Below are 18,165 nucleotides of genomic sequence, written 5' to 3'. Positions count from 1 at the left end.
TTTATAGTTCCTCCAATTTTTTGTAGAAAGTTTCATAAGTATCGATTAATGAGCCTGTATCTTCTCTATATACATCTTTATCAAAGTTTTCTTTTGTTTCTTTGTCCCAAATTCTGCATGTATCTGGAGAAATTTCATCTGCTAATAAAATTTCACCACCTGATGTTATGCCAAATTCGATTTTGTAATCTACTAGTATTAAATTCATGTCATCCATAATTTCACTTAATACTTTATTTACTTTTAATGCTTCTTTTTTAATGGTTGCTAATTCTTCTGATGAGGCAATATTCAATAATGACACGTGATCATCAGTGATAAGTGGATCATTTAACTCATCTTTCTTATAGAATAGTTCTAATAAAGGTTCTATAAATTCATGTCCTTTTTCAAAACCTAATCGTTTACAAATTGAGCCTGCTGCAACATTTCTTACGACAACTTCTAACGGGAAAATTTCAACAGCTTTAACAAGTTGTTCTGTTTCAGAAATTTGTTCTACAAAGTGGCTCTCAACGCCTTTTTGTCGCAATATTCCAAATATTTTTGATGTGATTAAATTGTTTAAACGACCTTTTCCAAGCATTTTATCTTTTTTAGCACCATTTCCAGCCGTCACTTCATCTTTATATTCGATTCTCAAAATACCTTCTTGTTCCGTATTGAATACTCTTTTAGCTTTGCCTTCATAAAGTAATGACATATTAATCGTTCCGCCCTTCAAATAATTGATTAAATTGGTTTTCATCTTTATTTAAATCTGTTGATAATTTTGTAATATGTCCCATTTTACGATTTACTTTATTGACCTTTTTACCGTAAATATGAACGTGCCATTCAGGATGCTCACTAAATAATTCTTGTAAATTCAACACATCTTGTCCTAGCAAATTCATCATGATTGCTGGTTGTAATAAAGTAATCTTTTTCGGTAAATGCCATCCTGCAACTGCAAGTATATGTGTATCAAATTGTGAGTAATCACATGCTTCGATAGAGTAATGTCCTGAATTATGTGGTCTTGGCGCAATTTCATTCACATACAGTTTATGTTCTTCCGTTACAAAAAATTCAACTGTAAACGTTCCTACAAAGTGTAACTTCGTCATAATTTTTTGAACTTCTTGAATTGCTTGTGCTTCTAAATCTACTCTAGCTGGAACAACTGTCTTATATAAAATTTGGTTTCTATGTTCATTTTCTTGTAATGGAAAATAAACTGTATGATCATATAGATCACGTGTAGCTGTTATGGATACTTCTTTATATAGAGGGAGATATTTTTCAACTACGCATTGTGTATCAGTAATTAATTTTTTAGCTTCATCTAAATCTTCTTTAGATTGAATGACAAGCTGACCTTTACCGTCATAACCACCAAAGCGTGTCTTTATAATAAATGGATAGCCAATTGTTTCAATAGCTTCATTCAAGTCTTCTGTTGACTTAACTTCCAAAAACGGTACAATTTGAACATTTGCACTTTCTAATGTTTGTTTTTCAGTTAAGCGATCTTGTAACAAAGCAACTGTTTGGCTCCCTTGAGGAATATTAAATTGGTTGGAAAGTTTTTCTAACTGCTCTGCATCTATATTTTCAAATTCATAAGTTACAACTTTAGAGATGTCACCAAGTTGATTGAGTGCATCTATATCCGAAAATTCAGCGTTTATAAATTGGTGTGCTACAAATCTTGCAGGGCAATTTTCGTCAGGGTCTAAAACGGCAACTTGAAATCCCATTCTTTGAGCAGATTGAGCCATCATTTTACCTAATTGACCTCCACCGACAATACCTATCATGTCACCTGATTCTAGGTTATAATAAGTCATTTTGCATTTCCTCCACTTTATCGACTAAACTTTTTTCATAATTAACGAGTTGTTTTCTTACATTTTCATCTGTCATACCAATCATTCTTGCGGCTAAAATACCAGCATTTTTAGATCCGGCTTTTCCTATTGCAGTTGTCGCAACTGGTATCCCACCAGGCATTTGTACTATCGACAACAATGAATCCATACCTTTTAAGCTTTTTGATTCAATAGGTACACCAATCACTGGAACTGTTGTTAATGAAGCTACCATTCCTGGCAAATGTGCTGCCCCACCTGCTCCAGCAATAATAATATCTATATTATGATCAGTAGCATTTTTAGCAAAGTCAACCATTTCTAATGGTGTTCGATGTGCAGAAACGACCTTTTTCTCATATTGGATATTAAAATATTCAAGCATATCACATGCTTCTTTCATGATTGGCCAATCTGAAGAACTACCCATTATAACTGCCACTTTCATGTAGGTCACCCTTTCAAATAGTTGAAATATTTAATCTTTTCTGTGTATATTACAGATATAGCATAACAATTGATCATGCTATTTTCAATGAAAAAACGAACATTTTATATATTTTTTACAAAAAAGTTTGATTTATGTTCGTATTAAGGGCATAATTTTCATTGTATCAATCAAAATAGTTCGATTATTAATAGGAGGCAATTTTCATGGTAGCTAAGATATTAGACGGTAGAGAAATAGCGAAGACATATAGAGCGGGTCTTCAGGCAGAAGTAGAAAAGTTAAAAGAACATAACATCATACCTAAATTAACCGTTATACTCGTTGGTAATGATGGCGCAAGTCAGAGTTATGTTAATTCTAAGAAAAAGGCAGCTGAAAAGATTGGTATGATTTCTGAAATTGTACATATGGATGAATCATCTACTGAAGAAGAAGTATTATCTGAACTCGATAGATTAAATAATGACGATTCAGTAAGTGGTATATTAGTCCAAGTTCCACTTCCAAAACAAGTTTCTGAAGCAAAAGTATTAGAAGCAATCAATCCTGACAAAGATGTAGATGGATTTAATCCTATAAATATTGGTAGATTATATACTGGAGAAAGAACATTTATCCCATGTACCCCACTAGGTATTATGGAAATTCTCAAACATGCAGATATTGACTTAAAAGGAAAAAACGTAGCTGTAATCGGTAGAAGCCATATTGTTGGTCAACCAGTCAGTAAATTATTAACTGATCAAGATGCAACAGTTACTCTATTACATTCAAAATCAACAAATACAGAAGAAGTTTTAAAACAATCAGATGTAATCGTAAGTGCAGTCGGACGCGTACACCTCGTTACAAAAGACTTAGTAAAACCAGGAGCAGTCATTATAGATGTAGGTAACACACCAGATGAGAATGGTAAATTAAAAGGTGATGTCGATTTCGAAGCCGTTAAAGAAGTAGCTAGTGCAATCACACCAGTACCAGGCGGCGTCGGTCCATTAACAATCACTATGGTATTGAATAATACATTATTAGCTGAAAAATGGAAAAACGGACTTGAATAAAATGATAATATAGAAAAAAGCGGAACCGTCATCGGGTTCCGCTTTTGTTTTATGTGGAAGATGGAATGTGCTAACTTCCATTATTCTGAATTGTGGTAATTAGAGGGTACTCATTAAGGGACATTTCTCAGAATTTTATCCCTAACAACACAATCTTAGCATCTACTTTTTCCGATTAAAATACTCATATGATACTATTTAGTGCGAAAGCTATTAAGAAGGCAACTACGGATAACATCGTTTCCATTACGGTCCATGTCTTGAAAGTTTCTTTCACATTAAGTCCTAAATATTCTTTTACCATCCAAAAGCCTGCATCGTTAACATGCGATAACATTAATGATCCTGCACCTGTTGCAATTACTAACAGCTCTAAATTTACTCCTGATAAATTTTGAATAATTGGCGAAACTATGCCAGCTGCTGTCGTTAATGCAACGGTTGCTGAACCTGTTGCAACCCTAATTAAACCTGCAACTAAAAATGCTAATAGTAATGGAGAAAGTGATAGATTTTCTGTCATTTGAGCAATCGTTTCTCCTACACCAGTTTCAATAAGAATTTCTTTAAATCCTCCGCCTGCTCCTATTATTAGAATGATTGAACCTATTGGTAAAATACAGTCTTCTACTAATCTTTTGATTGTATTTCTATTCATACCTTGCTTAAATCCTAATAAATAGAAAGCTACAAAGCATGAAATTAACAATGCAATGACAGGGCTACCAACAAATAATAAGGTGTTTCTTAATAAGCTTGGTAAACTACCTAAATATGGTGTGATGATTGATAATAGCATTAGCAATACTGGTAGTACGATGATAAAGAATGATACAGGTACACTTGGTAAACTCGTCGTTTCATTATTGACTTTTAAAATGTTTGGTGAATTTTCAGGAGTTAATCTCTTGCTTATAAATTTACCAAATATTGGTCCAGCTATAATTGCAGTTGGTAAAGCAATAATGAGTGCATACAATAATACTTTTCCTAAATCTGCATCATAAATTCCAATAGCTGTCATGGCACCTGGATGTGGTGGTACAATACCATGAACGATTGATAATCCGGCTAATAAAGGAATAGCAATCAATAATATATTTGTTTTTGTCGTCTTGTGAATAGATATGACTAACGGTAATAAAATAACAATTCCAACTTCAAAAAATACGGGTATCCCAATAATAAAACCAGACAACATCATCGCCCATGGTAATTTCTTAGGTCCCAATACTTTTATAAGATAATCTGAAATTTGCATCCCTGCACCTGAATCTGACATTAATTTACCTAAAATTGTCCCTAATGCTAGAATACCAACTAAATGACCAAGGACATCACCCACTCCTGATTCATAAGCAGTAACAATTTTTTCTGGGGACAAGCCTGCCATTATTGCTAAGAATAATCCAGCAACAGTTAAGCTAATAAAAGCATGCCATTTCCATAAAGCAACTCCTAAAATAACAATTACAATTGACAGTAGCGTAATGATTAATAAATATATATTTGAATCCATTATTTTCCCCCTATAATGTTAGCGCTACCATTAAATCACAAAAGTTAAAGCATCAATTGTTTAAGCTGATGCTATACTTTTTCAAATCACTATTATAGTAACCAATACTATATTCAACTGTTTCACTGTTTTTATTAAAAGATTGACGTTCTCTAACAAGTAGTGATACAGATGGATCAAGTTCTAAATATTCCGAAGCCGTAATATCTTTTTTCACTGAAAATGAATCTTCAGTATTGATAATTTCTATATTCGCTTCTTCTATTATTTTATATATAGACAAATCATTATTTTGTTTTTGCTTTTCATATTCATTCAAACTATGAAGTGGATATGGTAAATAATGATTGAATAATATATATGGTCTATTATTTAATAAGTAAACTCTTGTAATTTTGTAGGCATTTTCGCCAAACATGTTATATAATTCACTATTTTTTAAATTGGATACGACAGCGATATCTTTAATAACTTTTTTAATTTCGTTACCTTCTTCAACCAATTTTTCTGTAAAGTTTTTATTTTTTGTAACTTTATTAAATGGTTTATGACTAATAACGCGCGTACCTTTACCGCTTTTCTTTTCTAAATAACCTAATGCAACTAATTCTTTGATTGCTGCCCTTACCGTAACTTTGCTCACATTAAATTCTTTTTCAAAATCTGTTTCAGTAGGGATATTATTTCCAACAGTATAAATACCATGAATAATTCTATCTTCAATTATTTGCTTAATTTGTAAATATAATGGTCCTTTTTCTGATGATAGTACCGTCATAAATGATTACCTCTCAATATCGTTAATTTCGTTTTTCATGACTTTTATTATATCATCTACATTATATAAAGGGGTATCCCCTGATATTGTATGTGCTAGAGCACAAGAAGCTGCTGAAAAATCTACTACATCCTGTGGGCTCATGTTAGTTAATTCGGCATGAATAAGCCCACTTGTATATGCATCACCAGTTCCAATTCTATCTAATATTGTGACTTCATAATTTTTTGAATAAAACATTTGATTATTTTTAAATAAATATCCCTTGATGGTATTATGATTGCTACTATTAACGATTCTGTTTGTACCTGCAATAATAGGTATATGATATTTCTCTGATACTTTAGGTAATATATCCTCTAGTTGTTCTGCTTTTATTTCTTTATCTGTCGTCATACCTAATGTATTAATTGCATCTTTTTCATTCATGAGAACGATATCCGCTTCATGTAAAATCGACTCATAATATGGTTTAGCTTTTTCATTTCCACCTTCACCCCAAAGAGATGGTCTAAAATTACAATCAAAAACGATTTGTATATTGTGTTCTCGAGCAACTTTTACGATCTCAAGAATGTTCTGTCGCATCATTTCGTTCATTGCTAATGAGATGCCACAAATATGAAGAACATCTATATTTTTAACAATTTCTTCTAAGGGATAGTCTGAAATATATACTGTATTGAAACTACTTTCAGTTCTATTTGTATATGTCACACTACTTGAACGATTACCGAATCCTTCTTCTAAAAAGTACATTCCAAGATTTTGATTTCTTTTTAATATGAATTGACTATCTATTCCAAGTCTTCTAATCGCACTAATCGCAGCTGTCCCAACTGAATTATCGGGAACAGCACTTATTAAGTTCGTTTCATATCCAAATTGCGCCATTAAACCTGTAACATTTACACCTGTTCCAGTAAAACTGTAATTTAATCTATCAGCTTGTCTTAATAGAAGATGGTCCGGGACTGTTAACCGCATCATGATTTCACCATACGCAGCAATTTTTTTATTCATAAGAATCAACTTTTTCTTTAATTTTATGATTTAACCATTCAACATCTTCTATTTTGGTCATACCTGTTTCTTTATCAATAATTGATGAATAAACATGTGGGATGATTTTAGGTACATTATTTTTTAAAGCGATATCTAAAATTTCTTCAAAGTTTTCTAATGTGATGCCACCAGTTGGCTCGAGTCCAAATTGTTCTTCACCACACGCTTTTGCAACAGCTTTATACTCTTCAATTGTTTGCAATCCATTCATAGGGAAAAATTTAATAGATGATCCTCCCATATCTTTTATTAAATTAATTGCTGCTTTAATTGAAATGACAGCTTGTTCTTCACCTGCACCACTAATTGGACCAGTAGATATATTTACATATCCAGGTTTGCCAGAAGGAGATACTAATGAATTCACCCATGTTGTATTACCAGAATTAGCAAATGTTTGGCCAACACTTGTAAATACTTGATTGATATGTGATCCTTGGTAATGTTTCGCAATTTCAGAAACGACTTTTGCTTGTTTGTTATCACCTGCGCCCAATCCAATAGAAATAGCATCTTCTACATTGCTTCCAAAGTCTTTCATTACATTAACAGCATCATTTACATTATCAAAGTCTTTTGATAATACACCGATTACAACATTTCCTTCTGCCGTTTTATATATTTCTTCTATATTCTCTTTTCCTTTAGCCAAGACGTTTAAAGAAACGCGATTTTTATAAAATCTATCTAGTATTTTCATTATATTTCCCCTTCCAAAATTTGTACCATTGTATTGTAAATCGTATCTATTTCATTTTCTTTTAATGGTCTTGGATCTATATCAAAATGACCTTGTTTTACACCATAATCTCTTGTATAAATTGCAGTTTCAGCATTTTTTAATTTATTCACAACTTCTTCAGCAGTTAAATTAATCATTGAATCGTCTACTTTTATGCGACTTCTATAAATTTCTCTACCCGCTTCATCTTGTACAATACTGACGTTAATACCATCATATTGATTTAAAGCATCTAATTTTGTTAACGTTTCTTTCTCTTCTTTTGAATGATCAACTTTTTCATAGTATTCATCTATCGCTTGTAACAAGCCAAATACAGATTCTTTACCAACTTTCATACTTCTGCCAATAAAATGTAACTGTACTTTTACAAAATTAATCCATTCTTTTTTACCTGCAACGATTCCCGTTGTTGGTCCTTGTATCGCCTTTGACCCACTGTAAATTGCTAAATCAGAATGTTGAATGTATTTTTCCAAATCTTCTTCTGCAGCTGCATCGACAATTAATGGAATATTATTTCTTTGTGCAACTTCATATATTTCTTCAACTGATGCCATATTTTTTTGTACTGCATGATGAGATTTAACAAATAATATCGCTGCAGTATTTTGATTAATGGCTGACTCTATATGCTCTTCTTTTCCTTCGTTTGCATAACCAACCTCTACTAAAGCCCCACCTCCTAAATAAACCATCGTTTCTATTGGTGCTCCGTATTGAACATTATGTCCTTTAAATAAGATGATTTCATTTTGCTCAATACTTTGATTATGCAGGCGTTGACTTTTTCTTTTGTCTCCTTTTGTTACAACAGAAGCAACAGATAACGCTATTCCACTGGAGGCTGAATTTACGACAACAGCATCTTCTGCCTTTATTTTTTGTGCAATGTACTGTCCAGATTTGTCTACTAGATCAGCTATTTCAACATAATTCTGTCCACCATATTTCATAGCATCCATGACCGTATCTGTTGGTGATGAAACACCTAATATGCTCATTCTTCCACTAGCATTAATGACTTGTTTTAATCCGTATTTATAATTTAATGAACGCTCCATTTGCTAATACGCCTCTTTCTTTAATGAGTTTTGTACCTTTTAATATTTTTCTATCTGAATCGATTAAATCTACTTTTTTATCCATCACATCAAATATTGTCAAATTAGCAACTTGACCCTCAGTGAAGTCTGATAAATATGGTTTATTTATGATATGTGCTGGATTAATAGTTACTGCATTTATAACTTCTTCTAATGAATAACCTAAATTAATAAACTTTGATAAAACATTAGATAAACTAAATACAGGTCCTTCTAGTCTGTTCTTCTTATAAATATCAGAACTTATCGTATTAAAATGAATGTCGTGCTTTTGAGCTAATTTTGCAACTTCAAATGAGAAACTTGCATTACCATGACCGACATCTAAAGTCACGCCTCTAGAAATTGCATCTTTTAAAACATTTAAAGGATTGCCATTATTGTCAAAAAGATTATTTTCTTTACCATTCAAAAAGTGTGTAATAATATCGCCTTTCCTAAGTAAAGGTATAACATCTTCAATTTTAGGAGGTGCAGATCCTATATGCGTCATAATCGGCAATTTCAAATCATTACCAATTTCAACTGCTTTCTGTAATGGTGTAATGCCATTACCTTTTACAACACTACTGCTAATTCTAGCTTTCAATCCAATAATCATGTCTTTGTATTTATGAACTGCATCATGACATGCTTCAACATTAATCCAATCTAAATTAGATAACTCATCTATTCTTTCCAAACCAATTCTTGAAATATTTAAAAATGAAAATACATTCGTCTTACTCGATTGAGCTCTGTAATATAGTTCATCTATTCTATTTGCACCACAGCTTCCTGCATCAACAATTGTCGTCACACCTTGTTTAATACCGATGTCGTCGATATTGTCACCATAAGGAGAAAAATCCGAAAAACCATGTACATGCAAATCAATCCATCCTGAAGAAATAAATGAATGCTCACCATTAAACAACAATTCGCCATCAATAGAATTTGGTGTAGCAATTTTCTTTATAATCCCTTGTTCAATTAAAATATCTACTTTCTTACCATCAACCATTTCGATATTTTGTATAACACCTGTACTTTTCAAAATGATCACCTCTTTGAAAAACATTATAACATTATAATGTTTTATAACGCAAACATTATAATGTTATAATTTTATACATAAAAAAACACCATTCCATTATGCTGATCATAATGGAATGGTGTTTTAAATACTTAAATTATACGTTTGTAATACTCATTTTTGGACCAAATGGTTCGAAGTGAACATCTGCTTGGCCAATATTTAATTTTTCTAGCTCATCAAATATTGTATCCATAAATGTGATACCACCACATAAATAGATGTCGACGTCTTCATTAATCCAATTGCTTAATTCATTACTTGTTAAATATCCATCTTTTTCTTTTAAATGATAAGTAACTTCTACATTTTCGTTCATTGCGTTTAATGCATCTACTTCTTCTTTAAATGGTACGTCTTTTTCTGCTTGATTTACATGTACGAAATGAACATTTCTACCTTTATATGCTTCATCTTCTAACATAGCAAACATTGGTGTAACACCTGCTCCGGAAGATAATAGTAATAATTTTTTATCTTTTTCTGATTCTACTTTGAAATCACCTGCTGGAGCTGAAAGTTCAATAGTATCTCCAATTGAATATTTATCATGTAAATCATGAGAGACTAGACCTTTTTTCTCGCCTTCTCCTTCACGTTTAACAGCAAATCTTATTTTACCGTCATTTTTTACAGAGTAAATTGAGTAATGTCTTAATGCTAAATTATCATCGTTAGTTGGTTTAATACGTACAGTGATATATTGACCAGCAACAAGTTCAGGAACTTTAATGTTATCTACTGGTTCAACTTCGAATGATTTCATTGAAGTACCTTGGTCTTCAATATTTGTAATTTTAAATGATATAAAGTCATCCCAAGCTGCTGCTTCGTACATTGATTTTTCCATTTGAATAAATACGCCTGCGATTTCACCATATGCTTCTTCCCAAGCATTCATAATATCATCTGTAGCTGCATCGCCTAGAACTTCTTTAATTGCTTTTAATAGGAATTCACCAACAATTGGATAATGTTCTTCTTTAACTTGTAATGCACGGTGTTTATGTGCAATTTGATTTACGTTAGGAACGATTGCTTCTAAATGATCGATATGTTTAGCTGCTGCTAAAACTGTTTGTGCTAAAGCTGTTTGTTGTTTACCTTGTTTTTGGTTAGATTTATTAAATATGTTCAATAATTCTGGATGTGCTTCAAACATTCTTTGATAAAAGACTTTTGTAATTTCATTTCCGTATTGTTCTAATACTGGTACTGTTTGTTTTACGATTTCTTTAGTTTGTTCTGATAACATCAGAAGTCCCCCTCTAAAAGATATATTTTAAATACATGTTTAATTGTAAAAAATTTCACAATGTTTTTCAATACAGTTCCCAAAAAGTTTACAAAGTTGTCACTCTTTCAAAAATACATATATTGATTGATTGTTTTTTAACCCTCATATTAAGTATAATTAATATATTATAAGGAGGTTGAACTTTATGAAGCTCACCCAATACACAGATTATTCCTTACGTGTCCTCATGTATTTAGCCCAACAAAATAAACAATCTCAAATAGAAGAGATTTCAAACTTTTATGGCATATCAAAAAATCATTTAACGAAAGTCGTACATCAACTTGTTAAGTTAGGATATTTAAAATCTATAAGAGGAAGAAATGGTGGCATAATCCTCAATCAGTCCCCTAACGACATTAATATCGGTAAACTTGTTAGACAAACTGAAGATCATTTTGAATTAGTAGAATGCTTTAATATGGAAACAAACACGTGCCCAATAGCATTAAATTGTGGACTAAAAAGTGCACTCAATCATGCTTTAACTGAATACTTACGTACCCTTGATCAATATTATTTAAGTGATATCATCCCTAAAAACACCCTAAAAGACACTGTTTACACACTTTAAGCTAGGAAATCGGTCTAAAGGTCGATGTAAATGTGAAAATATTACGATAATATATCATTTAGTAAGGAAATGAAAAACGAGACATGTTATTCTTTCCTTATAGCTTACAACAAAGGAGTACATAAAAAATGATGAATAAAATATTACAATCTCTTACAGTACTTGGTGTTTCTGCTTCACTTGTGACACCTTCATTAACTGCGAGTGCTACAGGAAACAGCCTTCCACAAATTAAAGGTGTCGAAGGTGACGTTGTTGAAAAAGGTGCTGACTACGATTCATTAAAAGGTATAAAAGCATATGATAAAGAAGATGGAGACTTAACAGATAAGATTAAAGTAACTGGTGACGTTGATACTTCTAAATTAGGGAAATACAAAGTACAATATAAAGTTACAGATTCAGATGGCGCGTATAGAACGAAATGGCATTACGTGTATGTTGTCAAAGAAGGTTCATTAAATGGTTCTAAAGACAACGATACGAAAGATAAAGATGAATCTAAAGCTGAAGTAGCATCTAACAAAAAGACATCTACTAAAGATTTAGATGAAAATATGCCAATTATTACAGTGCCAACTAAAGATTTAGTTTATCAAGGTGACCACTTCAATCCGATGAAAGGTGTTAAAGCATCTGACAAAAAAGACGGAGACATCACTGATAAAGTAACTGTTAAAGGTGATATTGATACTTCTAAAACTGGTTTACAATATATCACTTATCACGTTAAAGATTCTGATGGCTACTACTACACATACAAAAGAGGCGTTTACGTAAATGATGCCGATTTAGCACCTAATCCTGAATTATCAGGTATTAAAGACATTACAATTAAAAAAGGTCAAGAATTTGACTTATTAAAAGATGTAAAAGCTAAAGACAAATCAGGTAAAGATTTAACTTCTGATATTGTTACAAGTGGTGAAGTAGATACAAATAAACCTGGTAAATATAAAGTTGGCTATGCCGTATCAGATACTGACGGTCATATCTCAGCTGAAGGAAGAACAATTACAGTAAAATAATCATAATTTAGCAAACCAAATGAATGATGTCATTTGGTTTGTTTTTTATTTATCAAAAGTGTAATTTTTAAATTTTCATTTCATTTAAGCACTCATTAAAGAACATTAAAAATATTTTAAACTATTCTTAATAACCTGAAAACTCAATGTTTTTATCAATTTAAAGATGTTTTTTCGTTTTTTTAAATATTTTTAAAATGTACACAAAAATTTAACAATTAGGAAAAAACCCGTCATATCAAAGTTAATTAAATACATTTTTATATTATAACGCTTACACCCTATTTTATAGCCTTGTAAATATGTTTAAATCCTTTAAAATTAAGGTCTAGCCATATATATAGGTATATAGAAAATTGGGAGGTAAAAAACGTGGCAAAGTTAAAGTCAATACTTCTCATGTCAACATTAGGTATTTTACTTAGTGGTTGTTCAAATTTAGAAGTATTAAACCCCAAAGGCCCTATGGCAGAAGATCAACATTTCTTAATTATCTTTTCAATTATTATGATGGTCTTAATAGTTGTAGTGGTCTCCGTTTTGTTTTTAATATTTATTATTAAATATAGAAAAACAAAAAATGAAACATCAGGTACGATGCATCACAACTTCGTCTTAGAAGCTGTATGGTTTATTATTCCAGTAATCATACTTGTGATACTAGCTATACCAACAATTAAATCTCTTTATTCTTATGAAGAAGCACCTAAGTCAGAAGAAGATCCAGTTGTTATTTATGCAACAAGTGCAGGCTTTAAGTGGTTCTTTAGTTATCCAGATGAGAAAGTCGAAACTGTCAATCATGTAACGATTCCAGAAGGTCGACCAGTTCTATTTAAATTACAATCTATGGATACAATGACAAGTTTCTGGGTACCTCAATTAGGTGGACAGAAGTACGCTATGACAAGCATGACAATGGACTGGACATTGCAAGCTAATGAAACAGGTACATTTAAAGGTAGAAACTCTAACTTTAATGGTGAAGGTTTCTCTAGACAAACATTTAATGTTAACGCTGTAAGCAATAAAGATTATGATAAATGGGTCTCTAAATCTCAAAAACGTAAAACTATTGATCAAGACACATTCGATCATCAAATTTTACCTACAACTAAGAATGAGGAACTTACTTTTAGTGGAACACATCTAGCATACGTAGATCCTGCTGCGGATCCTGAATATATTTTCCATGCTTATAAACGTTTCCGCTATGAACCAAAAGATCCAAACTTCTATGATGAAAGTGAAGGTGTAACAGAAAAACCAGTATTACCTGCACGCAAAGTGACTGTTACAAACCCTAACTATGACCGTCATGGAATGAAACCTATGATTCTTAAAAATAACGAAAAATATGACAGTGACTTCAAAAAAGAAGAAAAACATCATATGGATGAAATGGAAAAAATGCAAGAAGATGCAAAAACTGATGATGAAAAATCTTCAGATAAGAACCATGGAGGTGACAAGTAATGAATTTTCCATGGAATGAATTTATCGTTCAAAGTGACTGGATGATAACAATGGCGCAAGTATTGCTTGTATTAACAGGTATATGCGTTGTTGGTGGTCTAACATATTATAAAAAATGGAAATGGCTTTATACAGAGTGGTTAACTTCAGTTGACCATAAAAAAATCGGTGTAATGTATATTATATCTGCAATCATTATGTTCTTCCGTGGCGGTGTAGATGCACTTCTTATCCGTTTACAATTAATGACACCTGATAATACATTACTTAAATCTCAGCATTATAATGAAATCTTTACAACACATGGTGTAATCATGATTATATTCATGGCAATGCCGTTCTTAATCGGTTTAATGAACGTTGTTGTACCATTACAATTAGGTGCTCGAGATGTTGCATTCCCTATGTTAAATAACTTAAGTTTCTGGTTATTTGCTGCAGGAATGGGATTATTTAATATTTCATTCGTACTTGGTGGTGCGCCAGCTGCTGGTTGGACAAACTATGCGCCACTTGCAACTGACTTCAGTCCAGGTACAGGAATTAATTATTACTTAATTGCAATTCAAATCGCTGGTATTGGTACGTTAATGACAGGTATTAACTTCTTTGTTACGATCTTAAAATTACGTACTAAATCAATGAAATTTATGCAAATCCCAATGTTCTCAATGACAACATTAATTACATCATTATTAATCATCTTAGCCTTCCCTATTTTAACTGTCGCACTTGCTTTAATGACGTTCGATCGTTTAATGGGAACAAGCTTCTTTGAAGTTGCTAATGGTGGTATGCCAATGTTATGGGCTAACTTCTTCTGGGTATGGGGTCACCCTGAAGTTTATATTCTAGTATTACCGGCTTTCGGTATTTACTCAGAAATTATCCCTACTTTTGCTAGAAAAAGATTATTTGGACATCAAAGTATGGTCTGGGCGATCTGTGGTATTGCATTCTTAAGCTTTATCGTATGGGTTCACCATTTCTTCACTATGGGTAGTGGTGCATTAGTTAACTCATTCTTCTCAATATCTACAATGTTAATCGCCGTACCAACAGGTGTTAAAATATTCAACTGGCTATTAACTTTATATAAAGGTAGAATTTCATTTGAATCACCAATGTTATTCTCATTAGCCTTTATTCCAAACTTCACATTAGGTGGGGTTACAGGTGTTATGCTTGCTATGGCAGCAGCGGACTATCAATATCACAATACTTATTTCTTAGTGGCACACTTCCACTACGTTATCATCGCTGGTGTTGTATTCGCATGTTTCGCAGGTTTAATATTCTGGTATCCAAAAATGTTTGGTCACAAATTAAATGAAAAAATTAATCAATGGTTATTCTGGACATTTACTTTAGGATTCAACTTATGTTTCTTACCACAATTCCTATTAGGTTTAGATGGAATGCCACGTCGTTTATATAAATACACTCAAGCAGATGGATGGTTCTCATTAAACTTCATCTCTACAATCGGTGCATTCTTGATGGGTATTGGTTTCTTAGCTCTAGTATGGAACGTTGTATACAGCTTTGGTAAAGCGAAACGTGAAGCAAACGGTGACAACTGGAATGGATTAGGTAGAACATTAGAATGGGCTACTGCTTCAGCTATGCCACCACACTATAACTTCGCTATTACACCAAAATGGTATGATACTGAAACATTTGTAGAAATGAAACAAAATGGTAAACACTATTTAGATGATAGAGATTATAAAGATATTCATATGCCTAACAATACACATATCGGATTCTGGATGGCAGTATGTTTCTTATTCGGTGGATTCTTCCTAGTATTCGAAACATATATACCAGCAATTATCTTTGGTGTTGGCGTATTAGCATGTATGGTTTGGAGAAGTTTCGAAAAAGACTACGGCTACCATATTCATGCTGAAGAATTAGAAGAAAATGAAGCAAAATTACGCGAATTACGTGAACAAGAATTACAGGAAAAGGAGGACAATAAAGATGAGTAATGAACACCACAATACAATTGATACTGTTAATGAAACAGGCCAATTAAATAAACTCGGATTTTGGGTCTTTCTTACTGCTGAGGTTGCGTTATTCGGTACATTATTTGCAACATTCTTAGTATTACAGAAAAGTGGTTCATACGGTGGTTTCACTACACCAGAATTATTTGAATTACCGTTAGTTATGATTATGACATTCCTATTACTTGTAAGTAGTTACACTTGTGGTATCGGTGTTTACTACATGCGTAAAGAAAATGTCAAAATGATGATGGTATGGATGATTATCACACTTATCTTAGGTGCAGGATTCGTAGGATTTGAAGTTTACGAATTTACTCACTATGTACATGAAGGTGTTACACCTCAATTAGGATCATTCTGGTCTTCATTCTTTATACTATTAGGTACGCATGGTCTCCATGTTACTGTAGGTATATTCTGGATTTCAGGTGTATTAATCCAAATCCTTACACGTGGATTAAATGAACACAATGCACCTAAAGTATTTATCGGAAGTTTATACTGGCATTTCCTTGATGTTGTATGGATCTTTATCTTTACATTAGTTTATCTTGTAGGGATGGTGAGTGGATCATGAATAAAACAGTCGTTACACATACAGTCGGTTTAATATTCTCAATTGTACTAACATTAGTAGCTGTTTATGTCATGTTATACACTGGCATGTCACTGCAAGTAAGAACATCAATCATTATTGGATTTGCTTTCTTACAAGCATTAGTTCAATTACTAATGTTCATGCATTTAACAGAAGGACCAGATGGACGCGCAACTGCATTCAAAGTACTTTTCGCAGTAATTATTACTTTATTAGTAATAATCGGTACTTATTGGGTTATGGTTGGCGGACACAGCGCCCATATGTAAAACCTATATATTTAAAGCTGTTAATAAAGTCAGAGACTTTATTAACAGCTTTTTTATTTTGGATAGAATGAATTAATGGTATGGAGTGTGAATTAGTTGAGAGTTGGTTGGCTGGTTCGTTGGTTAGGGATTTTATTGAGGGGCTATGTTGCTAGTCACGCTCCACTTGCAATGTTCGATCTTCCTATTTATCTTGTTTCGCTTGTCTTGATAAATACAGAGCTCCTATTTATCTTGTTTCACTTGCCTTGATAAATACAAGCCCCCTATTTATCTTGTTTCACCTGTCTTGATAAATACAAGCCTCCTATTTATCTTGTTTTGCCAGTCTTGATAAATACAACGCTTCTATTTATCTTGTTTCACCTGTCTTGATAAATACAGACCTTCTATTTATCTTGTTTCACCTATCTTGATAAATAAAATCCCCCCTTACTTAAAAATTTAAGTAAGGGGGGATTTAACCTAATTACGCTAGTAATATTCCATATATTATAAGTTAAGTTCTTCTATAATATTCAAAGCAATATTAAATTTATCTATATTATGATTTGCTTCTTTTAACCCATCAACATTATATGTACCTTCAGAGAGTACATCACCAGTTACTAGAAAACTAAATAGTTCAAATCCATGAAAGTCACAAACTGCTTGTACTCCAGCAAGCTCCATATCTACTGCAATACATCCTTCTTTTTTCCTTTTATTATACTGTATGTTTGTTTCTCTAAGTACAGCATCAGTTGTCCAAACTTTACCTTCAATAAATGGTAATGCTAATTTATTAAATACTTCAGTTACTTTATTAGCATTCTTCACTTTAATATAGTCTGATGGAGGGGCGTAATGATATGACATTCCTTCATCTCTATAGCTATGTGTAGGTATGATAAATTTATTAAAAGTTCTTTCGTTATCAAGACTACCTGCTGATCCAAACATTACAAATTTTGTAGCACCAGTTACCCAATTACATATCATGCAATATTGAGAAGCAAGCGTTGAACCAATTGCAGATAGATAAAATGCTACTGCTTTACCTTTATAAATGAACTGATATATAGGAAATGCTCCATTAGAGGCATTGATTTCACCGATTTTTTCACATTTATTTTCTCTTAAAATAGCATCGTATATTTCTTTAGAATATGTAATTAAGCATACTTCAACTTTGAATTGTTGTTCACCATAGAAGTCACTCAAATTTACAATTGGTTTCCCTTGTATATCAAATGAATCGGTTATCATTTAATTA

At 32.3% G+C, this 18,165-nt stretch carries 18 protein-coding genes and 1 pseudogene; 8 read left to right on the top strand and 11 right to left on the bottom strand.

The genetic code is table 11. From position 1 onward, the window contains the following. Position 1: 1 nt before the first annotated feature. Genes purC through purE form a run of 3 tightly spaced genes read right to left on the bottom strand, consistent with a single transcriptional unit; the run spans position 2 to position 2,301 of the window. Complete coding sequence (gene purC, locus CD035_RS03580; RefSeq protein WP_048542178.1) at positions 2-703, bottom strand: phosphoribosylaminoimidazolesuccinocarboxamide synthase; 702 nt, start codon at positions 701-703, stop codon at positions 2-4. Between the two features lies 1 nt (position 704). Then, the gene (purK, locus tag CD035_RS03575; RefSeq protein ID WP_048542176.1) at positions 705-1,832 is read right to left on the bottom strand and encodes a 5-(carboxyamino)imidazole ribonucleotide synthase; all 1,128 of its coding nucleotides are present in this window, start codon (positions 1,830-1,832) and stop codon (positions 705-707) included. Then, positions 1,819-2,301, bottom strand: a complete 483-nt coding sequence (gene purE / locus CD035_RS03570) for a 5-(carboxyamino)imidazole ribonucleotide mutase (protein WP_025905207.1) — start codon at positions 2,299-2,301, stop codon at positions 1,819-1,821. The genes purK and purE overlap by 14 nt, the downstream gene beginning before the upstream one ends. A gap of 206 nt (positions 2,302-2,507) precedes the next feature. Between purE and folD the strand changes: the two genes are divergently transcribed. Continuing rightward, the gene (gene folD / locus CD035_RS03565; protein ID WP_048542174.1) at positions 2,508-3,365 is read left to right on the top strand and encodes a bifunctional methylenetetrahydrofolate dehydrogenase/methenyltetrahydrofolate cyclohydrolase FolD; all 858 of its coding nucleotides are present in this window, start codon (positions 2,508-2,510) and stop codon (positions 3,363-3,365) included. Positions 3,366-3,549: 184 nt separating this feature from the next. Here folD and CD035_RS03560 read toward each other — a convergent pair whose 3' ends face one another. The 7 genes from CD035_RS03560 to CD035_RS03530 form a co-directional block, all read right to left on the bottom strand. Continuing rightward, positions 3,550-4,884, bottom strand: a complete 1,335-nt coding sequence (locus CD035_RS03560; protein ID WP_048542173.1) for a GntT/GntP/DsdX family permease — start codon at positions 4,882-4,884, stop codon at positions 3,550-3,552. A 52-nt stretch (positions 4,885-4,936) separates the two neighbouring features. Continuing rightward, positions 4,937-5,662, bottom strand: a complete 726-nt coding sequence (locus CD035_RS03555) for a GntR family transcriptional regulator (RefSeq protein WP_048542172.1) — start codon at positions 5,660-5,662, stop codon at positions 4,937-4,939. A 6-nt stretch (positions 5,663-5,668) separates the two neighbouring features. Further along, the gene (locus tag CD035_RS03550; protein ID WP_048542171.1) at positions 5,669-6,685 is read right to left on the bottom strand and encodes a sugar kinase; all 1,017 of its coding nucleotides are present in this window, start codon (positions 6,683-6,685) and stop codon (positions 5,669-5,671) included. Continuing rightward, positions 6,678-7,430: a 2-dehydro-3-deoxy-phosphogluconate aldolase gene (gene dagF / locus CD035_RS03545; protein ID WP_370622758.1), complete on the bottom strand. Its 753-nt coding sequence runs from the start codon at positions 7,428-7,430 to the stop codon at positions 6,678-6,680. Before dagF ends, CD035_RS03550 begins: the two co-directional genes overlap by 8 nt. Further along, positions 7,427-8,533 carry a DgaE family pyridoxal phosphate-dependent ammonia lyase gene (locus tag CD035_RS03540; RefSeq protein ID WP_048542166.1) on the bottom strand — a complete coding sequence of 369 codons (1,107 nt, stop codon included), beginning with the start codon at positions 8,531-8,533 and terminating at the stop codon, positions 7,427-7,429. The genes dagF and CD035_RS03540 overlap by 4 nt, the downstream gene beginning before the upstream one ends. Then, positions 8,511-9,635, bottom strand: a complete 1,125-nt coding sequence (locus CD035_RS03535) for an amidohydrolase/deacetylase family metallohydrolase (protein WP_048542164.1) — start codon at positions 9,633-9,635, stop codon at positions 8,511-8,513. Before CD035_RS03535 ends, CD035_RS03540 begins: the two co-directional genes overlap by 23 nt. Positions 9,636-9,747: 112 nt before the next feature. Next, complete coding sequence (locus tag CD035_RS03530; RefSeq protein ID WP_048542162.1) at positions 9,748-10,905, bottom strand: globin domain-containing protein; 1,158 nt, start codon at positions 10,903-10,905, stop codon at positions 9,748-9,750. A gap of 187 nt (positions 10,906-11,092) precedes the next feature. On the opposite strand from CD035_RS03530, the gene CD035_RS03525 reads away from it, so the two are divergent. From CD035_RS03525 to qoxD, 7 genes and pseudogenes are all read left to right on the top strand, one after another. Then, positions 11,093-11,521, top strand: coding sequence for an RrF2 family transcriptional regulator (locus CD035_RS03525; protein WP_048542161.1), 429 nt, complete (start codon positions 11,093-11,095; stop codon positions 11,519-11,521). 131 nt (positions 11,522-11,652) lie between these two features. Further along, positions 11,653-11,964 (top strand): annotated as a pseudogene (locus CD035_RS14090) (immunoglobulin-like domain-containing protein); the annotation flags it as partial. A gap of 114 nt (positions 11,965-12,078) precedes the next feature. Continuing rightward, on the top strand, positions 12,079-12,549 hold the full coding sequence (locus tag CD035_RS14085; RefSeq protein ID WP_255209539.1) for an immunoglobulin-like domain-containing protein: 471 nt from the start codon (positions 12,079-12,081) through the stop codon (positions 12,547-12,549). Positions 12,550-12,921: 372 nt separating this feature from the next. After that, positions 12,922-14,025 (top strand): cytochrome aa3 quinol oxidase subunit II, encoded by a 1,104-nt coding sequence (gene qoxA / locus CD035_RS03515; protein WP_048542159.1) that lies wholly within the window; start codon positions 12,922-12,924, stop codon positions 14,023-14,025. Further along, positions 14,025-16,019, top strand: coding sequence for a cytochrome aa3 quinol oxidase subunit I (qoxB, locus tag CD035_RS03510; protein ID WP_048542158.1), 1,995 nt, complete (start codon positions 14,025-14,027; stop codon positions 16,017-16,019). Before qoxA ends, qoxB begins: the two co-directional genes overlap by 1 nt. Continuing rightward, complete coding sequence (qoxC, locus tag CD035_RS03505) at positions 16,012-16,620, top strand: cytochrome aa3 quinol oxidase subunit III (RefSeq protein WP_048542156.1); 609 nt, start codon at positions 16,012-16,014, stop codon at positions 16,618-16,620. The genes qoxB and qoxC overlap by 8 nt, the downstream gene beginning before the upstream one ends. Beyond that, positions 16,617-16,910, top strand: a complete 294-nt coding sequence (gene qoxD / locus CD035_RS03500) for a cytochrome aa3 quinol oxidase subunit IV (RefSeq protein WP_025905215.1) — start codon at positions 16,617-16,619, stop codon at positions 16,908-16,910. Before qoxC ends, qoxD begins: the two co-directional genes overlap by 4 nt. Positions 16,911-17,402: 492 nt before the next feature. Here qoxD and CD035_RS03495 read toward each other — a convergent pair whose 3' ends face one another. Continuing rightward, positions 17,403-18,158, bottom strand: coding sequence for a nucleoside phosphorylase (locus tag CD035_RS03495; protein WP_048542153.1), 756 nt, complete (start codon positions 18,156-18,158; stop codon positions 17,403-17,405). Positions 18,159-18,165: the final 7 nt, after the last annotated feature.

The organism is Mammaliicoccus sciuri, from assembly GCF_002901825.1.
GTDB lineage: Bacteria > Bacillota > Bacilli > Staphylococcales > Staphylococcaceae > Mammaliicoccus > Mammaliicoccus sciuri.
Note: the sequence above shows the minus strand (reverse complement) of the source record. Positions and strands in the feature narration are given on the sequence as shown.

Bases quoted from the DNA above. Each gene is read 5' to 3' on its own strand.
- folD (WP_048542174.1), top strand. From the start codon at position 2,508: ATGGTAGCTAAGATATTAGACGGTAGAGAAATAGCGAAGACATATAGA.
- CD035_RS03540 (WP_048542166.1), bottom strand. From the start codon at position 8,533: ATGGAGCGTTCATTAAATTATAAATACGGATTAAAACAAGTCATTAAT.
- purE (WP_025905207.1), bottom strand. From the start codon at position 2,301: ATGAAAGTGGCAGTTATAATGGGTAGTTCTTCAGATTGGCCAATCATG.
- CD035_RS03550 (WP_048542171.1), bottom strand. From the start codon at position 6,685: ATGAATAAAAAAATTGCTGCGTATGGTGAAATCATGATGCGGTTAACA.
- purK (WP_048542176.1), bottom strand. From the start codon at position 1,832: ATGACTTATTATAACCTAGAATCAGGTGACATGATAGGTATTGTCGGT.
- CD035_RS03525 (WP_048542161.1), top strand. From the start codon at position 11,093: ATGAAGCTCACCCAATACACAGATTATTCCTTACGTGTCCTCATGTAT.
- CD035_RS03535 (WP_048542164.1), bottom strand. From the start codon at position 9,635: ATGTTTTTCAAAGAGGTGATCATTTTGAAAAGTACAGGTGTTATACAA.
- CD035_RS03560 (WP_048542173.1), bottom strand. From the start codon at position 4,884: ATGGATTCAAATATATATTTATTAATCATTACGCTACTGTCAATTGTA.
- qoxD (WP_025905215.1), top strand. From the start codon at position 16,617: ATGAATAAAACAGTCGTTACACATACAGTCGGTTTAATATTCTCAATT.
- CD035_RS03555 (WP_048542172.1), bottom strand. From the start codon at position 5,662: ATGACGGTACTATCATCAGAAAAAGGACCATTATATTTACAAATTAAG.
- CD035_RS03495 (WP_048542153.1), bottom strand. From the start codon at position 18,158: ATGATAACCGATTCATTTGATATACAAGGGAAACCAATTGTAAATTTG.
- qoxC (WP_048542156.1), top strand. From the start codon at position 16,012: ATGAGTAATGAACACCACAATACAATTGATACTGTTAATGAAACAGGC.
- CD035_RS14085 (WP_255209539.1), top strand. From the start codon at position 12,079: ATGCCAATTATTACAGTGCCAACTAAAGATTTAGTTTATCAAGGTGAC.
- qoxB (WP_048542158.1), top strand. From the start codon at position 14,025: ATGAATTTTCCATGGAATGAATTTATCGTTCAAAGTGACTGGATGATA.
- purC (WP_048542178.1), bottom strand. From the start codon at position 703: ATGTCATTACTTTATGAAGGCAAAGCTAAAAGAGTATTCAATACGGAA.
- CD035_RS03530 (WP_048542162.1), bottom strand. From the start codon at position 10,905: ATGTTATCAGAACAAACTAAAGAAATCGTAAAACAAACAGTACCAGTA.